Raw genomic sequence first — 19,273 nt, forward strand, 5'->3', positions numbered from 1 at the left:
TACAAATGAATGCGCTTATAAAGTTAACACCGCCTGCATAATTTCGAAATCGTTTCCGCATTTTATTAGCTATTTCCATCTGATTCGAGGTATTTTTAAGTCATTAAAAAGTTGTGGAAAATTAGCCTAAATAACCGATGCCCTATTCAACAACGAAATCTTCATTTCTATCTGATGATTTCCTTTTGCAAAATGATTTTGCCAAAATCCTTTACCATCAATATGCCAAGGACTTACCTATCATAGATTACCATAATCACTTACCTCCCACGGAAATTAACGCTAACCGAAAGTTTGAGAATATATCAAAAATCTGGTTGGCGGGTGATCACTACAAATGGCGGGCGATGCGGACCTTTGGCATCAATGAGAAATTTATCACTGGAGAGGCCTCAGATGAAGAGAAATTTAAAAGCTGGGCCAAAACACTACCCTATACGCTTAGGAACCCATTGTATCACTGGTCTCACCTAGAGCTGAAACGATATTTTGGTTTTGACGAATTACTTTCTGAGTCAAACGCCGCTGAGGTTTACAAGCACTGCAATACCATTTTGGAGCAGGACTCCTACTCTACTCAGGGTCTTTTGGCACAGATGAAAGTGGAAGTGGTCTGCTCTACTGACGACCCGATAGATTCCTTGGATCAGCATGTTTCCTTTCACAAAAAAGGGAAAGATCTCGGCATGTATCCAGCTTTCCGGCCGGATAAAGCCTATGCTGTAGAAAATCCAACTAACTACAAAGCTTATATTTCCAGCTTGAGCGACAGAGTTGGATTTGAAATTAATTCATTTGACAAATTGCTGGAAGCATTGAGCAATAGAATTGATTACTTCCATGAGCGGGGCTGCAGACTTTCGGATCATGGTCTTGAGCAATTGTACTTCTTTAACTCAGACGCTTACTCCATAGACTCCATATTTTCAGCAGTTCTTTCAGGAGATATTTTAGCCACTGAAAAAGTGAATTTCTTCAAATACACTACGCTATTGGCATTGTGCAAAATGTATCATGCCAAAGGCTGGGTGCAGCAATTCCACCTAGGTGCACTGCGAAATACCAATGAACGATCCCTTAGAATTCTGGGGCCAGATACAGGATATGATTCTATCGGAGATTTTGACCAGGCCAAAGCCATGTCTGGATTCTTTAACGCACTAAATTCCGATGATCAGCTTACCAAAACGGTGATCTACAACCTTAATCCCCGTGACAATGAGGTTTTTGCAACAATGATCGGCAACTACAACGATGGATCTGTGCGAGGCAAGATCCAGTTTGGATCAGGTTGGTGGTATCTCGATCAGAAGGATGGTATGGAAAAACAGATTAACACCTTGTCAAACATGGGACTTATTAGCTGCTTCATCGGAATGCTAACGGACTCCCGAAGTTTCCTTTCTTTTCCACGGCACGAATACTTCAGAAGAATACTATGTAATCTTTTTGGACAGGATGTAGCCAATGGTGAGCTTCCTTGGGACGAAAAATGGCTCGGTGGTATCATTTCTGATATTTGTTACCACAATGCCAAAAACTATTTCAACTTCAGTCCAAAAAACATTCAAGTCTAATTATGAGCAGTTCACTATTCTCTCTCAAAGGAAAAAAAATAGCCTTCTCCGGAGCCACTGGAGTTCTAGGCACATCCATGAGTTTATACCTGGCCCAAGAAGGAGCAGAAGTGCTAATTCTGGGAAGAACTCCCACCAAAATTGAGGAGTTGGTAAAAGAAATTCAAGCAAAGGGAGGCAAAGCCTATGGTTATATCTGTGATGTAACTGACGAAGCTAGTATCCAATCAGCTGCTGATCAGATCGAAAAAGAGCACGGTTATATTGACACACTGATCAATGCTGCTGGTGGAAATATGCCGGGAGCAGTGATCACGCCAGACAAAACGATTAAGGATTTGGAATTGGATGCTTTACGCAAAGTAATGGATCTCAACTACCTAGGAACAGCTATTCCTAGCAAGATTCTGCTTCCCCTTATGTTGAAAAACGGTAAAGGAAACATCCTAAATATCAGCTCCATGGCTGCTTCCAGGCCTATGACAAGAGTAATGGGCTATGCATCAGCCAAAGCAGCAATAGATAACTTCACCAAATTCCTTTCTGTAGAACTTTGTGCTAAGCATGGTCCAGAATTCAGAGTAAATGCAATAGCACCTGGATTCTTCCTAACTGAGCAAAACAGAACTTTACTCACTGAGTCCGACGGAAGTTTGACTGGAAGAGGAAACCAAATCATCACACATACACCAATGGCCCGATTCGGAAAACCTGAAGATCTAAACGGAGCGCTTCACTGGCTTTGCTCAGATGCTTCTGAATTTGTAACAGGAACTATCGTAGCAGTAGATGGTGGCTTCAGTGCATATTCCGGTGTTTAAGAATTTCCGACTTGAGGATTGAACATTTAATTTGATTATTGATAATTTACCTAAAATAATATGACCTATAAAATGGAGCAAACCATGCGTTGGTACGGCCCAAATGACCCGGTGAGTTTAAGGGATATTCTTCAGGCTGGAGCGACAGGAATAGTGACGGCCCTGCATCATATCCCAAACGGAGAAACTTGGTCAAGAGAAGAAATCAAAAAGCGTAAAGACATCATCGAGGCAGCAGGCCTGACTTGGTCAGTTGTAGAGTCTGTACCTGTACATGAGGTCATTAAGACCCGATCAGGAAATTACCTACAGGTAATCGAAAACTATAAGGAAACCCTTCGAAATCTTGCTGCTGAAGGCATTTACACAGTTTGCTATAATTTCATGCCTATTCTGGATTGGACTAGAACGGACCTTGAATTCGAACTTCCTAATGGTGTGAAAGCCCTGCTTTATGAGAAAAAAGCAGTTCAGGCATTTGACCTTTTCATCTTGGAAAGACCAGAAGCAAAAGCTGAATACTCAGAAGAAGAATATGCTGAAGTGAAAGCTTACTATGAAGCCTTATCTCCTGCCAAGCATAAAATGATCTTCGACAATATCCTCAAAGGCCTGCCAGGTTCTGAGATTGGATACACATTGGAAGAGTTCAAAACAATGCTAGCAACCTACGACGGAATCGACGCTGCTAAGCTTGCTGACCATTTGAGATTGTTCCTTGATGCCATCGTACCTGTAGCGGAAGAAAATGGCATGTGCGTGGCCATTCATCCGGATGACCCTCCATTCCCACTTTTTGGGCTTCCTCGTATCATGAGTACAGCAGACGATGCTCGTAGAATCCTGAGAGATCAGCCTAGCCCTGCTAATGGTTTGACTTTCTGCACTGGCTCATTTGGAGTTCGTGCAGACAATGATCTACCAGCCATGGTAAAGGAGTTTGGAGATCATATTCATTTCATCCATTTGCGAAGCACGAAAAGAGACGAAAACGGTAATTTCTTTGAGGACAATCACTTGGAAGGAAATGTACCTATGGTCGCCGTGATCGATGAAATCATCCAAGTGCAGCAAAAGCGAGGCAAAAGCCTACCGATGCGCCCAGATCATGGACACTTGATGTTAGATGATCTAACCAAAAAAACGAACCCAGGCTATTCTGCAATCGGAAGATTGAAAGGGCTGGCGGAAATAAGAGGTGTGGAAGCAGCATTGCTTTACAGCCAAAAAAAATGACAGAAAAAGAGAAAATGCTAGCTGGCCAACTCTACCAAGCCGGAGATCCGGAGTTGGTAGCAGAGCGCTTGAAAGCTAGGAAATTGGTGAAAACCTTCAATGATTCAGATCCTGAGGATACCGAGTTTCGGGTTTCTCAGATTCGGAAAATCTTTGGAAAGGCCGGTAAAAACCTTTGGGTTGAGCCTCCATTCTACTGCGACTACGGCTATAATATTGAAGTTGGAGATGATGTATTCTTCAACTTCAATTGCGTAGTTCTAGATGTGGTAAAAGTTACCCTCGGGGATAGAGTCTTTGTTGCACCCAATGTTCAGTTTTACCCAGCCACTCATCCACTTGATCCTGTCCAAAGAGGAGAAATGTGGGAATATGGAAAGCAAATTACGATTGGAAATGACGTTTGGATAGGTGGATCAGCTGTGATCTGTCCTGGCGTTAGCATAGCTGACCGGACGGTAGTTGGAGCTGGAGCTGTGGTCACCAAGAGCTTTCCTGCAGATGTATTGATAGGTGGTAATCCAGCTAAAATTATTAAGCACCTAGTTTAATACCCTTTCTGATTCCTCTTCCTGTTTACATTTCCTTTTTATTGAATAACATTTGCTTATTTTTGGGCACAATTGTTTTTAACCCTTTTGTTTTAAGTTAATGAAATCGAGCCTACCTAAAGGAGGCAGACAGGCATGACGAAAACGTCAAACACGCATATAGTTATAATGCAGGCGAGATTCCATATGGCCTTTAAAAGACAAATTATAATCATATGAAACGAGTATTAGTAAGCGGTGGCGGCGGATTTCTAGGCAGCCATCTTTGTGATAGGCTTCTGAAAGAAGGAAATGAAGTTCTTTGTGTTGATAATTTTTTTACCGGAAACAGAAGAAATATCCATCACCTGCTTGACAACAAGAATTTTGAATTGCTTCGGCATGACATCACTCATCCACTCTTTGTAGAAGTAGATGAGATCTATAATTTAGCCTGTCCAGCCTCTCCTATTCACTATCAGTTTGACCCAGTTCAGACTACCAAAACTTCGGTAATCGGAGCGATGAATATGCTAGGTTTGGCAAAGCGGTTGAAAATCAAAATTCTTCAGGCAAGTACCTCTGAAATCTATGGTGATCCTGAGGTTCATCCTCAGCCAGAAAGCTACAAGGGAAGTGTAAACACACTTGGCCCGCGTGCCTGCTATGATGAAGGAAAAAGATGTGCAGAAACGCTCTTCTTCGATTATCACCGTCAGCATAAAGTTGCGATAAAGGTCATGCGTATTTTCAATACCTATGGCCCCAGAATGCATCCAAACGATGGTCGCGTAGTGAGTAACTTCATCGTTCAAGCACTTCAAGGAAAAGACATCACTATGTATGGAGATGGTATGCAAACGCGCTCCTTCTGCTACGTGGATGATAACATTGAAGGAATGTATCGTCTAATGAATAGCCGTGACGGATTCACCGGACCTGTGAACATTGGCAACCCTGGGGAATTCACCATGCTGGAACTAGCTCAGCAAATTATTGAACTCACAAACAGTAAGAGTAAAATCATCTTCTTACCACTTCCGCAGGATGATCCCATGCAGAGAAGACCAGTGATTGAACTTGCGAAAAAAGAACTTGATTGGGAACCTACTATTAACCTTAGAGAGGGATTGACCAAAACGATCGAATACTTTGAATCAGTAATCTGAGAAAGCCATCAATCAAACTAGAAAAAGCCATCTTTTGATGGCTTTTTCTAGTTCAAAGCTTTTTCAATCTCTGCTTTCTCGAAGGCAGGATCGTAGTCAGGATTCTTTGTTGAGGGAATAGGCGCCCCATTTTCCGCCCTCCACTTCTCTAACTTACGTAACAATTCCTGAGCCTTTTCAGGATTTGAAGTTGCTAGGTTATTCCCTTCGGATGGATCATCCTTTAGATTATAAAGTTCTAATCCTCCATCTTCAAAATACTGATGCAGTTTCCAATCTCCTGAACGAATTACTGATCCAGGACGAGTACGGAAAAGCGGATCACGGGAATCATCTTCCTTTGAATCATAAGCTTCCAAATAAATTGGGAAATGCCAGAAAAGATCTCTTTCCACGAGTTCCTCTTCACGCAGCAGTGGTAATATACTTTCCCCATCCAGTTCCAAATTTCCACTTGGAGCTATCAAAGCTTGGAGTGTTGGGTAAAAATCCATTTGTGTTACCGGGGTGTTTTCTACACTTGGCTTAATTTGATTTTGCCACTTGATCAGAAGCGGAACACGAATGCCTCCTTCGTAATAGCTCCCCTTTCCAGCTCTTAAGGGATCTTGGTAGCTGGTAGCTCGTATACCACCATTATCTGAAGTGAAAATAATAAGGGTGTTATCTGTTAAATTCAAGTTATCTAAGACAGCTAAAAGTCTCCCCACATTTTCATCCATACTTTGGATCATGGCAGCATAAACGGGATTACTTTGGCCTTTACCACCCTTTTTATTCCTGTAATTTTCTTCAAGTTCTGGCTTCCCCATCAGCGGGCTATGAACGGTGTAAAAAGGCAGGTAAAGAAAAAATGAATTGTCTTTGTTTTCCCTCACAAAAGAAATAGCCTCATCTGTCAGCCTATCCGTAAGGTATTCTCCTTCCACTTTTGCTTTCAAATTGACATTGTATGGACTGAAATATCCATCCTTGCCAGGGTTACCTCTATGGCTACCCGCTATGTTTACATCAAACCCATGATCCAAAGGATCATCAGAAACATGCCATTTACCAAAAGTCCCCGTACGATAGCCATTGTCTTTGAAAAACTTACCCAAGGTGTACAGGCTGTCTTGAATGGCCTTAGCATTAGGAAAAGCGATCAACTGCCTGGTTCTCTTGTCCCCACGATCTGCAGGATCTACCGTATAAATCCCGTGCGTCATAGGGTAACGACCAGTAATCATGGTGGCTCTGCTTGGCGCACAGTTAGAAGCTCCGGCGTAGGCATGCAGAAAAACCTTACTCTCTGTGCTTAATTTATCCAGATTAGGCGTCTCGTAATAGGCTGACCCCATAAAACACAAATCTGCCCAACCCAAATCATCCACGTTGATCAAGACTACATTAGGTTTTTTTGAGTTTTCGGATTTAAGCTGCGCAAAAGAATCAGCTGTTCCAAACACTAACAACAAGCCTATAATTATATATTTTATCATGGATTAAGATTTAGACATTTTACTTCACTCACCTAATTACTTCCGACCTCAAACTTCCTACTTCCCACTCTTCGGTAAACAGCATCTCAACATAGTAACAAGGTTTCGACTTCGCTACCAATGACGACTCACTAACCTTACAACTTTCCAACCTCCTAATCCTTCGTCACCTTACTTCCCCACCAGTCAGGATTTGGGGTGTAATCGGGAGACAGCATTTTTACACGTTCAGCTTCCAAGACAGGTGTGCGTACGTTCTTGTTTCTATCCAATACTTCCTGATGTAACTTCTCATCGTACTCTGGATCATCCCTTGGCTGATTTGCATCACTTTTTGCCAAATACTTCAAAAGATCTGAAGTGAGCTTTTTGGTCACTTTTGGGTTTTGCGTAGCTACATCATTTTGCTCGCGTGGGTCTTTGCTTAGATCATAGAGCTCTACATTTTTATTTTCCCAATAATAAATCAATTTCCAATTTCCCTCCCGCACAATTGAACTAGGATCTCCACCTTGATTTCCGTAGTGCGGATAGTGCCAATAAAGCTGACGGGAAGCGATTTTCTTCCCGTGCATCGCTGGAGCCAAGCTCATTCCCTCTATATTCACACCTTGAGGCATGTTTTCATTTGCCAGTTCCAAAAGCGTAGGGTAAAAATCTATTCCGCTGGCAGGAACGTCTAACGTGATCAATTCCTTCTGTCCTGGGACTTTGATAAAGTATGGCACGCGCAAACCACCTTCCCACTGGTATCCTTTGCCGCCTCTCAGCGGCAAATTTGAAGTGGAAAAAGCATCTCCAGATGCTACTCCTCCATGATCGGAGGTAAATACGATAATCGTATTTTCATCCAATCCAGCTTTCTTCAGCGCTGCCGTCACTACTCCTACAGCATCATCCATAGCTTCAACTAGACCTGCATAAACGGGATTATCCTGATGCAGACGAATTGGCAATCTTCTTTCCATTTCAAAGCCTTGGTCAGCGATTCCATTTGCGTCAGCCTTCGCTCTGTACTTCGCCCACTTCTCCTCTGTGGTCTGAATTGGGCCATGAACGGCATAAAAAGACAACATGGCAAAAAACGGTTTCTGATGATCCTGTCCGATAAACTTAGCCGTTTCATTCGCTAGTCTCATGCTTAGGTTTTCACCATCAGGCCCTTGTTCCAGCTTGGGATTATCGTAGGGGGCAAAATATCCACCCTTCGGACTTCCTGCTTCAAAACCGCCAATATTGATATCAAAACCATGATCTTCAGGATAAGAACCTTCGCTTCCCAAATGCCACTTGCCCGCAAAGAACGTCTCATATCCAGAATCTCTCAAAGCCTCAGGTAGCGTCACATAGGATGCAGGTAAATCATGCGCATATTTCGGTGGCAAAAGTTTGGTATGCCTTCCATAATCTCTCCAAGCTTCACCTTCTGGCGCTCCTATCCAATCAGTAATCCCATGAACTGCAGGTGTCACCCCAGTCATAATACTTGCCCTTGCCGGACTGCAAACGGGCGATGCAGTATAGCCTTGAGCAAACTGATAGGATTGGGACGCTAGCGCGTCAATATTAGGAGTTTCATAATACTTGCTCCCCGTCACACTGAGGTCATGGTAACCTAAGTCATCCACCAGGATAAAGACAATATTGGGTTTGACGGTAGTTTGGGCAAAAGCCTGAAAGAAACCGAGCAAAAGCCCAGCTACCGGAATAAATTTCTTCAGCATTTGGAGGTTATTGTTATATAGAAAAACTAAGATGGCTAAGAAGAATTAAAATCAAAAAAGTAATGTGATGATAGGCAGAAAGTCCAAAACTAGCTAAGTGAAATTCCAGGGGAAGGCAAGCCTATCTAAATCAGCTATTAATAACGCTGACTTTTAAAAAATATAAAGTCTCAGCCTTCAGTCCTTTCAAAAGTAAACTGCGACTGAAAACTGACCACTGATTACTGTAAACTGAATACTACAACCCTCCTTTAATTCGTTCAGCGATTTCCGCCAACTCTTCGTTGGAAAGCTTCAGCTTAGGCCGGGTGAAGTTGATATCATCCATCGCCTTCAAAGGCACTAAGTGCACGTGGACATGAGGTACTTCCAAACCAATCACTGCAACACCAATCCTTGTGCACTTAATTGTTTTGTCCATTGCTTTGGCTACTTGCTGCGCAAAAAGATGCAAACCAGAAAGTACTTCCGGTTCCAAATTAAAAATGTAATCCACTTCCTGCTTGGGGACGACTAGTACATGACCTTTGACCAAAGGCATGATATCCAAGAAAGCTATATAGTTTTCATCCTCAGCCACGATGTGACCTGGGATCTCTCTATTGATGATTTTAGTAAAAATGGAAGCCATAATTAATCGAAAGTAAAAATCCCGACGTTGGCCGGGATTGGTTTTAAAATGTAATATCTAATATCTCAAATTGAAGTGTTCCTGCTGGAGCAACTACTTCAGCAATATCACCTACTTTTTTACCTACTAATCCTTTTCCAAACGGAGAAGCTAAGGATATCTTGCCAGCTTTCAAATCAGCCTCTTGTTCAGAAACCAAGGTGTAGCTCACAGTCATGCCATTTTTCACGTTTTTGATCTTTACGGTGGTCAGAATCCCAACCTTAGAAGTATCCAACTGCGAGCTGTCCAAAATTCTGGCATTGCCTACTACCGCTTCCAACTTTGCGATTTTCAGTTCTAAGTGGCCTTGCGCATCTTTAGCCGCATCGTATTCGGCATTTTCGCTTAGATCTCCCTTGTCTCTAGCTTCAGCAATCTGATTAGATATATCAGTTCTACCTTTTGTTTTAAGCATTTGAAGTTCATCCTTCAAGCGCTTCAAACCTTCTTCAGTATAATATTGTATTTCTCCCATAATCTACTTTATTAAAAGCCACAAAAACAAAGTAACGGTCGCAAGACGGGACCGTTACCTTGTTATTAGCTTGTATTTGATGCACAAAGATAGCAAAAGCTTTGAAACAAAGCAAAGCACCTATTTCTTTGACTTTCTATTAAAATCTTGTCTAATTCTCTTTAAAGGCCTTTTTGATCCTTTTCGCTAAAACTTTATTAATCTTTTCGTAGGATTCATAAGTCCAGCCTGCCACATGTGGACTAAACAATACATTTTCTCTAGCAGCCAGTTTTTCAAACTCAGCTTTTTGCTCGGGCGTAAACTTCTGGAACTTCTCATTTTCCAATACATCCAGCAAAGCTCCTCGTAAAATTCCCTGATCCAATGCTTCATTCAAGGTTTTGAAACTGATTACTTCTCCCCTAGCCGTATTGATCAGCCAAAATGGTTTTGCGAAGCTTTTGAGTTCTTTCAACGTAAAAAAGTCCCTAGTTTCAGGTGTAAGCGGAACGTGAATGCTGAGAATATCTGCCTCAGCTTTCAGCTTTTCCCAGATTACTTCCTGGACGAAATCGTCTCCAAAATCCATCTTGTATTTATCATACGCGAGAATATTTACGTTAAATCCTTGTAGTCTCTGGGCAAAGGACTTTCCCATATTCCCAAAGCCCATAATCCCAACAGTTTTACCCATTAGCTCATGGCCACGGTTTCCTTCTCGGTCCCAAATACCTTTTCTGACTTCCTGGTTAGCTTTTTCAATAGTATTGAAAAGTGCTAGAAGCATACCAACCGCATGCTCTGCCACTGCATCACGGTTTCCTTTGGCGGCATGGAAAAGTTTGATATCCCTTTCAGCCATATATTCCAGATCAATTTTATCCAGTCCTGCACCAGCTCTTCCAATGAATTTCAGATTTGTTGCCCGCTCTAGCAGATCCCGATCCATCGGTGTTTTGGACCGAATTATAAGTCCATCAAACTCAGCAACACAGGCTAAAATCTCATCACGGGTGATTTCTGGAGAATAGACGACTTCATGCCCTTGCTTTTCCAGCATAGGAATGATGCTCTCATGCATATCGTCAATGATTAGAATCTTCATTTTTTACAATTATATATGTAGTAAAGACATCGCTACCAAAAAGTAAACTGCCAGTCCAATCAAATCATTTGCAGTGGTGATAAATGGCCCGGAAGCTAACGCTGGATTGATACCAATTTTGTCAAGAATAATCGGTGTGATGGTGCCCATAAATGAAGCGAGAAGCACAACTGAAAACAAAGCGATGGAGACGACCATGGCGAATGACACATCAGTTTTATAGAATAAAACTACCACGCCAAAGACGAAAGTGGCCAAGATCAATCCATTCAGAATAGCGACTAAAAGCACTTTCAGAAACCTTTTGGCCATAGAATCATCGAAAATCGATTTGCTGGCAAGAGACTGCACTACGATGGATGAAGTTTGGATTCCTACGTTTCCACCTGTTGCAGTGATGAGAGGAATAAAAAAGGCAAGCGCAGTCACCTTACTTAGCCCTTCCTCAAAAAAACCTATAAACCCAGCACCAAGCAGCCCGCCGCAAATCCCAATCAACAACCAAGGAAGTCTGGCTTTGGAAAGCTTTATCACACTATCATATTCATCCACGGTATCTGATATACCCGTCATTGCCTGAATATCCTCCTCGGCTTCTTCTCGGATTACATCCAGGATATCATCGACCGTAATTCTTCCTACCAATTTATTCTTACTATTCACAACAGGTAGCGATTCCAAATCATACTTTCGCATGACTTCAGCCACCTCTTCCTGATCCATGTAAGTTGGCACAGAGATCACTTCTTCTTCATAGATATCCTCGATCTTAGTTTCGTCCGAAGCCAATACAATCCGCTTCAGGGATACGATTCCCATCAATTGCTGACGGTTGTTCACCACGAAAATGGAATAGATCTTACTTACATTTTCGGCTTGGCGACGAATCTCATTAATCGTCTGAACTACATTCCAGTTTTTATTAGCTCGAATATATTCCTTCGCCATGATACCACCTGCAGTATCTTCATCGTAGCGTAAGAGTTCGAGAATCTGATCTGACTTTACCTTATCCTGAAAGTGGCTGATGATATCTTCCCGCTCTCTTTCCAAAAAGAGATTAAGTATATCAGCACCATCATCCGAGTCCATCAACTCAATCAGATTGGCCATTTCCTGCACTTCCAACTCCTTCAGAACTTTATGCTGATTGGTAGCTTCCAGCTCGATAATAATATCAGCAGCCAACTGTGCGTCCAAAACCCTAAGCACATAAATGGATTCCTCCATGGATAGCTCATCGAGCAAAGCAGCAATATCCGCTACATTAACGCCATCAAGCGACTCTTGAATAAAGTTCAAGTCCTCCGCTTCAATCGCCTGCTGTAGGCTTTCTAAGTACTCCTTCGAAAGTTCAAACTGCTTAATGATTTCCACGGGAAGTTTCGATTGTTTGGGTGAGAAAAATAAAGTCTGCTACGTCCAATTGCTCGGCACGCAAACTCAAAATAGGATGTGTATTAAACTCCTCTGGTAGGTTAAAAGGCTTCAGGCAGTTGCGAAGAGTTTTACGCCTATTACCAAAGCCTGCCTTTACAACCTGTTTGAATAGCTTTTCGTTGCAATCCAATTTCTCGGTCGCATTTCTGGTTAGACGGATTACCCCAGAATTAACTTTCGGAGGGGGATCAAATACATGCGGAGGAACTGTAAACAGGTATTCTATATCGTAAAAAGCCTGCAATAATACAGAGAGTATTCCATAGTCTTTATTCCCTTTTGGTGAAGCAATCCGCTCTGCTACTTCCTTTTGGAGCATGCAAACGACTTCTGTCACCTGATCTTTTACTTCCAAGACTTTGAAAAAAATCTGAGAGGAAATGTTGTAGGGGAAATTACCCGCAATGGCAAACTTATCGGTGAATAGATCTTCCAAATTCATTTTCAGAAAATCCCCTTCAATAATCTTATCACCGAGTTCGGGGTATTTTTTATGCAAGTAAACAATGGATTCTTTATCAATATCTATTAGATATAAATCCAGGCTTTCCTTCATCAGAAAATCAGTGAGTACACCCATCCCCGGTCCTATTTCCAGAACTTTAGATACTCCGTTATGCCCTTTGACCGCTTGCGCTATTTGCTCCGCAATACTCAAATCGGTCAAAAAATGCTGTCCCAAGTGTTTCTTGGCTTTGACCTTTTCCATCGGTTAGCTCAGATAAATTTTTATAAATTGCAAACTCAAAATTAAGAGAATAATTCTAAAGGACTAGCTTACCCATGGAGGCTTGACCAAACCTTAACACCTAGTCCACATTATAATTTATATGCATCAACGAAAGATCAAACCCATTATCGGAATAAGCATTGGCGACATAAACGGAATCGGCGTAGAAGTCACCATGAAAGCCCTGCTGGACAACAGAACCTACAAGTCATTTACCCCGCTAATCTATGCGCATGGTAAAGCCTTGACATTCTATAGGAAACAACTGGGCATGGATGATTTTAATTTTTCACAAATCAGAAGCATAGATGAGGTTCAGCACAAACGCATCAATGTAATCAATGTCACCGAAGAATGTCCAGAAGTAATTCCTGGAGTAGAAACCCAGGAAGCCGGGAAATTTGCTTTGGAAGCATTGAAAATGGCAGTTGATGATCTAAAGGAAGGGAAAATCCAGGCATTGGTAACCGCTCCACTCAATAAAAACAATGTGAATTCGGAAGAACTTCCCTTTGTCGGACATACCGAATTCATCACTGAAGCCGTTGGATCCAAAGAGAGTCTAATGCTGATGTGTGCTGAGCAGCTTCGCGTAGGTTTAGTGACAGGTCATGTGCCGTTGGCAAAAGTGGCAGAGAATGTGACTCAGGAGCGTATTATTCAAAAAGCTAAAATTCTGCTCAAAACTCTAGAAAAAGACTTTGGCATCAATAAACCAAAAATCGCAATTCTGGGACTGAACCCACATGCGGGTGAAGACGGGCTATTGGGCGAAGAAGAAGAGCAAATCATTAAACCAGCCATTCACGCTTTGAAAGACCAGAACAAAATGGTATTCGGCCCTTATCCAGCAGATGGATTTTTCGGCATGGCTCACCAGACCAAATTTGATGGTGTATTGGCCATGTATCATGATCAGGGTTTAGTTCCTTTCAAGTCAATGGCATTCAGCACAGGGGTAAACTTCACCGCTGGGTTGCCCGTAGTTAGAACATCGCCAGATCATGGCACTGCGTACAATATAGCTGGGAAAAACGTCGCAGACGAGGGCTCCATGCGAGCAGCTATTTTCTTGGCAGCAGACATTATTCAACAACACAACCCGCAGGAATCGGATGATTGAGAAGGAAAACCAGAGATTTTTGAATAAAACCAAAGATTATTTCAATATCTCTTTTATCCTTTTATAATTATTCACTATTTTTGCGGTCTTAAATCGAGAGGAGACATCGTGAAATTCTGGAGAACATTTGATATTGAGGTCATTAAGTTCCTCGAAGGCATCCACGAAATTGACTTCGAAATCGGAGATTCATTTTTCCAACACTTCGAAGACAACGAACTAGTCGAAAAAGGTAATTTGATCGTACGGATCAAAATGAAAGTCGGAGCTAATTTAATTGAAATGGATTTTCATATTGCGGGGAAAGTAACCTTGACCTGTGATAGAAGTTTGGAGCAGTTTGAACAGCCACTGGATTTTCACGAAAAGATGATTTACAAATTCGGCGCTGAGGAAAAAGAAATCGATGAAGATGTTATTATGATTACGCGGGATACCCCGAAAGTCAATGTCGCTCAGTTGATTTACGAATTTATTTTATTGGCTTTGCCACTAAAAAAGATTCATCCTGATTACAGAAACGAAATGGATGATGAGGAATACGAAGGAGAAGGAATTTACGCTTACATAGATGGGCAGGATTCCAATGACTCCGAGAATGACTCAGAATCCGATGAAGATAATACACCAGTCGATCCTAGATGGGATCTTTTAAAAAAGTTAAAAAACAAGGAATAATCATAAACCACGCATAAAATGGCACATCCTAAACGAAAAATTTCGAAAACCAGAAGAGATAAAAGAAGAACTCACTACAAGTTAGAGGCTCCAGGTTTGGCTAAATGTCCTACTACAGGCGAAATGCACCTACCACACAGAGCTTTCTGGTTGGACGGTAAATTGTACTACAAAGGACAAGTTATCATTGAGAAAGAAATATTGGCTTAATCAGTCATCTTAATAGCTTATAAAATCCATTCGCCACTTGCGAATGGATTTTTTTTTAGCCCCAATTCAAACAGCTTGTTAATCAAGCCTATTAACCCCCGTTAATGGATTTCTTTTGGTAGAGAATGACAATTGTAATATTTTTGCCTTCCTTACAGGTTAGAATACATCCATAACAAACAGTTTTAGATGATTTTGATTTGATCATCTTAACTTAAACCAAGCATAATGGACAAACTAAGAGCCATGATCACCGGAATACAAGGTTACGTTCCGGAATACAGGTTGACCAATAAAGAACTTGAGGAGCTCGTAGAGACAAACGACGAGTGGATAGTCTCAAGGACTGGAATAAAAGAAAGAAGAATACTTAAAGGAGAAGATCAAGGCTCATCGGTAATGGGTGCTGAGGCTGTAAAAGGTCTTTTGGAAAAAACTGGCATTGACCCTTTGGATGTGGATTTGATTATTTGCGCTACTGTCACTCCAGACATGCCTTTTCCTGCTACTGCAAATATTATTGCTGATTTAGTGGGAGCCAAAAACAGCTATAGTTTCGATATAGGTGCCGCTTGTTCTGGTTTTTTATATGCTTTGCAGATTGGGAGCCAGTTCATACAAACAGGAAGTCATAAAAAAGTAATCGTAGTCGGTGCTGATAAAATGTCTTCTATTGTCGATTACACGGATAGAGCCACCTGCATCCTTTTTGGCGATGGCGCGGGAGCAGTCATGCTAGAGCCAACTACTGAAGATTTGGGCATTGTGGATTCTATTCTCAAATCTGATGGAACAGGAGCTCCATACCTGCACATGAAAGCTGGCGGAAGCCGCAGACCCGCAACACATGAAACTGTGGATGCTAAGGAGCATTTTGCCTTCCAAGAAGGTTCAACAGTATTTAAGTTTGCTGTGACTAATATGGCAGATGTAAGTGCGGAGATCATGGAAAAAAATGGCTTGAAAGGTGAAGATGTCGCTTGGCTTGTTCCGCATCAAGCGAACCTGAGGATCATCAATGCTACTGCCAACCGTATGGGAATCGGATCTGATAAAGTGATGATGAATATCGAAAAGTACGGCAATACAACAGCTGCCACCATTCCACTTTGTCTTTGGGACTATGAAAATCAGTTGAAAAAGGGTGACAACTTAGTTCTTGCCGCTTTTGGAGGTGGATTCACATGGGGTTCCATTTATTTGAAGTGGGCATACGATCCGAAATAAGTTCAAAATAAATAATACGATAAGAATAGTATGGCTAGTACAGCAGATTTTAAAAACGGACTTTGTTTGGTCATGAATAATGACATCTATACGATCGTCGAATTTCAGCATGTCAAACCTGGAAAAGGCCCCGCATTTGTGAGAACAAAAATGAAAGGGATCACTTCTGGCAAAACATTGGACAAAACATTCAGTGCAGGCGAAAAAGTAGAAACAGCCAGAGTTGAAAAAAGACCACATCAGTTTCTTTATGCTGATGACATGGGTTACAACTTCATGGACACAACCACATTTGAGCAAATTTCAATTGATGAAAAGCTCATCGAAAGAGCTAACTTATTGAAAGACGGGCAATTGGTTGACATCCTGATTCATGACGAAACAGAAACTCCCCTTGCAGTTGAGCTTCCTCCGTTTGTAGAATTAATGATCACTTATACCGAGCCTGGCATCAAAGGAGACACCGCTACCAACGCATTAAAGGCTGCTACTGTAGAGACTGGAGCTACTGTCATGGTGCCCCTTTTCGTGGAGCAAGACATTATGATCAAAGTCGATACCCGTGACGGTTCGTACTCAGAAAGAGTAAAATAACTTAGTTAAGCTGTGTGATTTCCTTAAATTACACAGCTTTATTCTTTGATAACCCATTTAAAATATTGCCTTTTGGCACATCTAAATAATAGACCTATGAAAGCAAAAGAGATTCAGGAGTTAATCGATTACATCTCTAATTCTGGTTTGGCGGAAGTTAAAATCAAGACTGACGAGTTTGAACTTTCTATTAAGAAATATGCTGAGTCTTCAGCTCCAAGAACTGTAGAAGTAGCCGCACAAGCTCCAGCGCCTGCACCAACACCTGCGCCTGCAGCAGCTCCTGCCTCAGCACCTGCACCAGCAGAGGCTCCATCTAATTTAGTAGAGATCAAATCACCAATGATCGGGACATTCTACCTTACTTCTAGCCCAGATGCTGATCCATTTGTAGCGGTTGGTGATTCTGTAAAAGCCGGTGAAACCGTGTGTATCATCGAAGCAATGAAGCTTTTCAATGAAATCGAGTCTGAAATCTCCGGTAAAATCGTGAAAATCCTGGTTAGCAATTCTACTCCTGTAGAATATGACCAACCGTTATTCCTTGTAGATCCAGCAGGTTAATTTTTTCACCCAAAATAAATAGCTGTGTTTAAAAAAATACTAATTGCCAATAGAGGTGAAATTGCCTTAAGAATCATCCGCACCTGTAAAGAGATGGGGATTGAAACTGTAGCAGTTTATTCCACTGCGGATAAGGATAGCCTTCATGTCAGATTCGCTGACGAAGCTGTCTGCATAGGTCCTGCACCTAGCCGCGAGTCCTATCTGAACATTCCTAGAATCATTGCCGCTGCAGAAATCACCAATGCAGATGCTATTCACCCAGGATACGGTTTCCTTTCAGAAAATGCAGAGTTTTCCAAAATCTGTGAAGAATACGGAATCAAATTTATTGGAGCCAGTGCCGAGATGATCAATCAAATGGGTGACAAGGCTACCGCCAAAGCAACCATGAAAGCTGCTGGAGTTCCTACTATTCCTGGATCTGAAGGGATCCTGGAAAGCATGGAGCAAGGAATCAAGCTCGCCAATGAAATGGGCTATCCTGTCATTCTCAAAGCAACTGCCGGTGGTGGTGGCCGTGGAATGAGGATAGTAAAAGAAGAAGCTGGATTCAAAAAAGCATGGGATGACGCAAGAATGGAATCTGGTGCGGCTTTCGGAAACGACGGGCTATATCTTGAAAAATACGTAGAAGAACCTCGACACATAGAGATTCAGATCATCGGAGATAAAACCGGAAAAGCTTGTCACCTGTCTGAGCGGGACTGTTCCATCCAGAGAAGACACCAGAAATTGGTTGAAGAAACCCCTTCCCCATTCATCACGGATGAGTTGAGAGAAGAAATGGGAAAAGCTGCTATCAAAGGTGCAGAAGCCATCGGATACGAAGGTGCTGGTACGGTAGAATTCCTCGTGGATAAGCACCGCAACTTCTTCTTCATGGAGATGAATACCCGTATTCAGGTAGAGCATCCAATTACTGAGGAAGTTACGGATTTCGACTTGATCAAAGAACAAATCAAAGTAGCTGCTGGAGAAACTATTTCAGGAAGAAACTACTATCCTAAGCTTTATGCTATGGAATGTAGAATCAATGCTGAAGATCCTGCTCATGGTTTCAGACCAAGTCCAGGTAAAATCCAAAACCTACATATTCCAGGTGGTCGTGGTGTAAGAATCGATTCACACGTTTACGCAGGATATGTGATTCCTCCTAATTATGATTCCATGATTGCTAAACTGATCGTAAGTGGCCAGTCAAGAGAGGAAGTCATTGTGAGAATGAAAAGAGCGCTGGAAGAATTTGTAATCGACGGTATCAAAACCACGATCCCATTCCACATAGCCTTGCTGGAAAACGAGCAATTCAAGGAAGGAAACTTCACTACGAAGTTTCTGGAAGATTTTGACTTCTCTGTGATAAAAGGATAATCAGATAAAAAAGATTGAATTAGAGAGCTGTCCAAATTGGGCAGCTTTTTTGTTAATTTTCATCAGGCCCAATTTGACCATATACATCCGCCAAAACAATGGTCATACCCACTGTGGCTGCTACACCCAAACCAAGTGTCCAGGCTAAAGTGGCTCCTATACTTTTCCGTCTCACTCTGATATAATCTATTTGATCTAAAGGAATACGAATAGCCTTAGGTTCTTTTAGCTTTTTGCCACCTTCTTTCCATAATTCCCCAGAAAGATTCCCCTGCTCCACACCAGAATACAGCAAGTAGCTCATGCGCAAGTCTTTTCCCGCTACTTTTATTTTATCCCCTCTTAGAAGATTTTGAAGTCCTGGGATTTCGTCTTCAAGCTCTGGGGACTCAATCGGATACTTGGGATTAAGATTTTTGGGATTTCTGTAAGCTTTACACGAAGTTATTAGTATAACGGAGGCAAATAGAATTAAAATTGAAGCTCGTTTTCTCATTATTACTCTAAATATTTGTGGTTTCAACCTGCTCCATTCCAACACATTTTGAAAGCTACATAAA

Annotated in this window: 20 protein-coding genes; 12 read left to right on the top strand and 8 right to left on the bottom strand. The window is 41.8% G+C overall.

Going from position 1 to position 19,273, the window contains the following annotated elements; all coding sequences use genetic code 11:
• The first annotated feature begins 137 nt into the window (after window positions 1-137).
• The 5 genes from uxaC to BM386_RS18530 all read left to right on the top strand — a co-directional run bounded on the left by uxaC (window position 138) and on the right by BM386_RS18530 (window position 5,333).
• Entirely contained in the window at window positions 138-1,577 is a 1,440-nt protein-coding gene (gene uxaC / locus BM386_RS18510; protein ID WP_091696977.1) for a glucuronate isomerase, read from the top strand.
• 2 nt (window positions 1,578-1,579) lie between these two features.
• Window positions 1,580-2,398, top strand: coding sequence for an SDR family oxidoreductase (locus BM386_RS18515; RefSeq protein ID WP_091696979.1), 819 nt, complete (start codon window positions 1,580-1,582; stop codon window positions 2,396-2,398).
• Between the two features lie 60 nt (window positions 2,399-2,458).
• Window positions 2,459-3,634, top strand: coding sequence for a mannonate dehydratase (gene uxuA / locus BM386_RS18520; protein ID WP_091696980.1), 1,176 nt, complete (start codon window positions 2,459-2,461; stop codon window positions 3,632-3,634).
• Window positions 3,631-4,185: a sugar O-acetyltransferase gene (locus BM386_RS18525; protein WP_091696982.1), complete on the top strand. Its 555-nt coding sequence runs from the start codon at window positions 3,631-3,633 to the stop codon at window positions 4,183-4,185. Before uxuA ends, BM386_RS18525 begins: the two co-directional genes overlap by 4 nt.
• A gap of 215 nt (window positions 4,186-4,400) precedes the next feature.
• Window positions 4,401-5,333 (top strand): UDP-glucuronic acid decarboxylase family protein, encoded by a 933-nt coding sequence (locus BM386_RS18530; protein ID WP_091696983.1) that lies wholly within the window; start codon window positions 4,401-4,403, stop codon window positions 5,331-5,333.
• A gap of 47 nt (window positions 5,334-5,380) precedes the next feature.
• Here BM386_RS18530 and BM386_RS18535 read toward each other — a convergent pair whose 3' ends face one another.
• From BM386_RS18535 to rsmA, 7 genes are all read right to left on the bottom strand, one after another.
• Window positions 5,381-6,814: a sulfatase gene (locus BM386_RS18535; protein ID WP_091696985.1), complete on the bottom strand. Its 1,434-nt coding sequence runs from the start codon at window positions 6,812-6,814 to the stop codon at window positions 5,381-5,383.
• 155 nt (window positions 6,815-6,969) lie between these two features.
• Window positions 6,970-8,538 (bottom strand): sulfatase, encoded by a 1,569-nt coding sequence (locus tag BM386_RS18540; protein WP_091696987.1) that lies wholly within the window; start codon window positions 8,536-8,538, stop codon window positions 6,970-6,972.
• A 238-nt stretch (window positions 8,539-8,776) separates the two neighbouring features.
• On the bottom strand, window positions 8,777-9,169 hold the full coding sequence (locus BM386_RS18545; RefSeq protein WP_091696989.1) for an HIT family protein: 393 nt from the start codon (window positions 9,167-9,169) through the stop codon (window positions 8,777-8,779).
• A gap of 43 nt (window positions 9,170-9,212) precedes the next feature.
• A complete protein-coding gene (greA, locus tag BM386_RS18550) occupies window positions 9,213-9,686 on the bottom strand; it encodes a transcription elongation factor GreA (protein WP_091696991.1) in 474 nt (157 codons plus the stop codon).
• Window positions 9,687-9,837: 151 nt separating this feature from the next.
• Entirely contained in the window at window positions 9,838-10,773 is a 936-nt protein-coding gene (locus tag BM386_RS18555) for a 2-hydroxyacid dehydrogenase (RefSeq protein WP_091696992.1), read from the bottom strand.
• Window positions 10,774-10,782: 9 nt separating this feature from the next.
• On the bottom strand, window positions 10,783-12,150 hold the full coding sequence (gene mgtE / locus BM386_RS18560) for a magnesium transporter (protein WP_091696994.1): 1,368 nt from the start codon (window positions 12,148-12,150) through the stop codon (window positions 10,783-10,785).
• Window positions 12,137-12,922, bottom strand: coding sequence for a 16S rRNA (adenine(1518)-N(6)/adenine(1519)-N(6))-dimethyltransferase RsmA (gene rsmA, locus BM386_RS18565; RefSeq protein WP_091696995.1), 786 nt, complete (start codon window positions 12,920-12,922; stop codon window positions 12,137-12,139). The genes mgtE and rsmA overlap by 14 nt, the downstream gene beginning before the upstream one ends.
• A gap of 121 nt (window positions 12,923-13,043) precedes the next feature.
• Here rsmA and pdxA point away from each other — a divergent pair, with 121 nt between their 5' ends.
• From pdxA to accC, 7 genes are all read left to right on the top strand, one after another.
• Window positions 13,044-14,066, top strand: coding sequence for a 4-hydroxythreonine-4-phosphate dehydrogenase PdxA (pdxA, locus tag BM386_RS18570; RefSeq protein WP_091696997.1), 1,023 nt, complete (start codon window positions 13,044-13,046; stop codon window positions 14,064-14,066).
• A 108-nt stretch (window positions 14,067-14,174) separates the two neighbouring features.
• On the top strand, window positions 14,175-14,744 hold the full coding sequence (locus tag BM386_RS18575; protein ID WP_091697000.1) for a YceD family protein: 570 nt from the start codon (window positions 14,175-14,177) through the stop codon (window positions 14,742-14,744).
• Window positions 14,745-14,762: 18 nt separating this feature from the next.
• Window positions 14,763-14,954, top strand: coding sequence for a 50S ribosomal protein L32 (gene rpmF / locus BM386_RS18580; protein WP_057938136.1), 192 nt, complete (start codon window positions 14,763-14,765; stop codon window positions 14,952-14,954).
• Window positions 14,955-15,182: 228 nt separating this feature from the next.
• Window positions 15,183-16,181 carry a beta-ketoacyl-ACP synthase III gene (locus tag BM386_RS18585; protein ID WP_091697002.1) on the top strand — a complete coding sequence of 333 codons (999 nt, stop codon included), beginning with the start codon at window positions 15,183-15,185 and terminating at the stop codon, window positions 16,179-16,181.
• Window positions 16,182-16,211: 30 nt separating this feature from the next.
• Window positions 16,212-16,775: an elongation factor P gene (gene efp, locus BM386_RS18590; RefSeq protein ID WP_091697003.1), complete on the top strand. Its 564-nt coding sequence runs from the start codon at window positions 16,212-16,214 to the stop codon at window positions 16,773-16,775.
• A gap of 96 nt (window positions 16,776-16,871) precedes the next feature.
• Window positions 16,872-17,339 (top strand): acetyl-CoA carboxylase biotin carboxyl carrier protein, encoded by a 468-nt coding sequence (gene accB / locus BM386_RS18595; RefSeq protein WP_091697005.1) that lies wholly within the window; start codon window positions 16,872-16,874, stop codon window positions 17,337-17,339.
• A 24-nt stretch (window positions 17,340-17,363) separates the two neighbouring features.
• Window positions 17,364-18,713, top strand: coding sequence for an acetyl-CoA carboxylase biotin carboxylase subunit (gene accC, locus BM386_RS18600; protein WP_091697007.1), 1,350 nt, complete (start codon window positions 17,364-17,366; stop codon window positions 18,711-18,713).
• A gap of 52 nt (window positions 18,714-18,765) precedes the next feature.
• On the opposite strand, the gene BM386_RS18605 is transcribed toward accC, so the two are convergent.
• Window positions 18,766-19,209: a hypothetical protein gene (locus BM386_RS18605; protein WP_091697008.1), complete on the bottom strand. Its 444-nt coding sequence runs from the start codon at window positions 19,207-19,209 to the stop codon at window positions 18,766-18,768.
• Between the last annotated feature and the right edge of the window lie 64 nt (window positions 19,210-19,273).

This window comes from Algoriphagus locisalis, from assembly GCF_900116615.1.
Taxonomy (GTDB): Bacteria; Bacteroidota; Bacteroidia; order Cytophagales; family Cyclobacteriaceae; genus Algoriphagus; species Algoriphagus locisalis.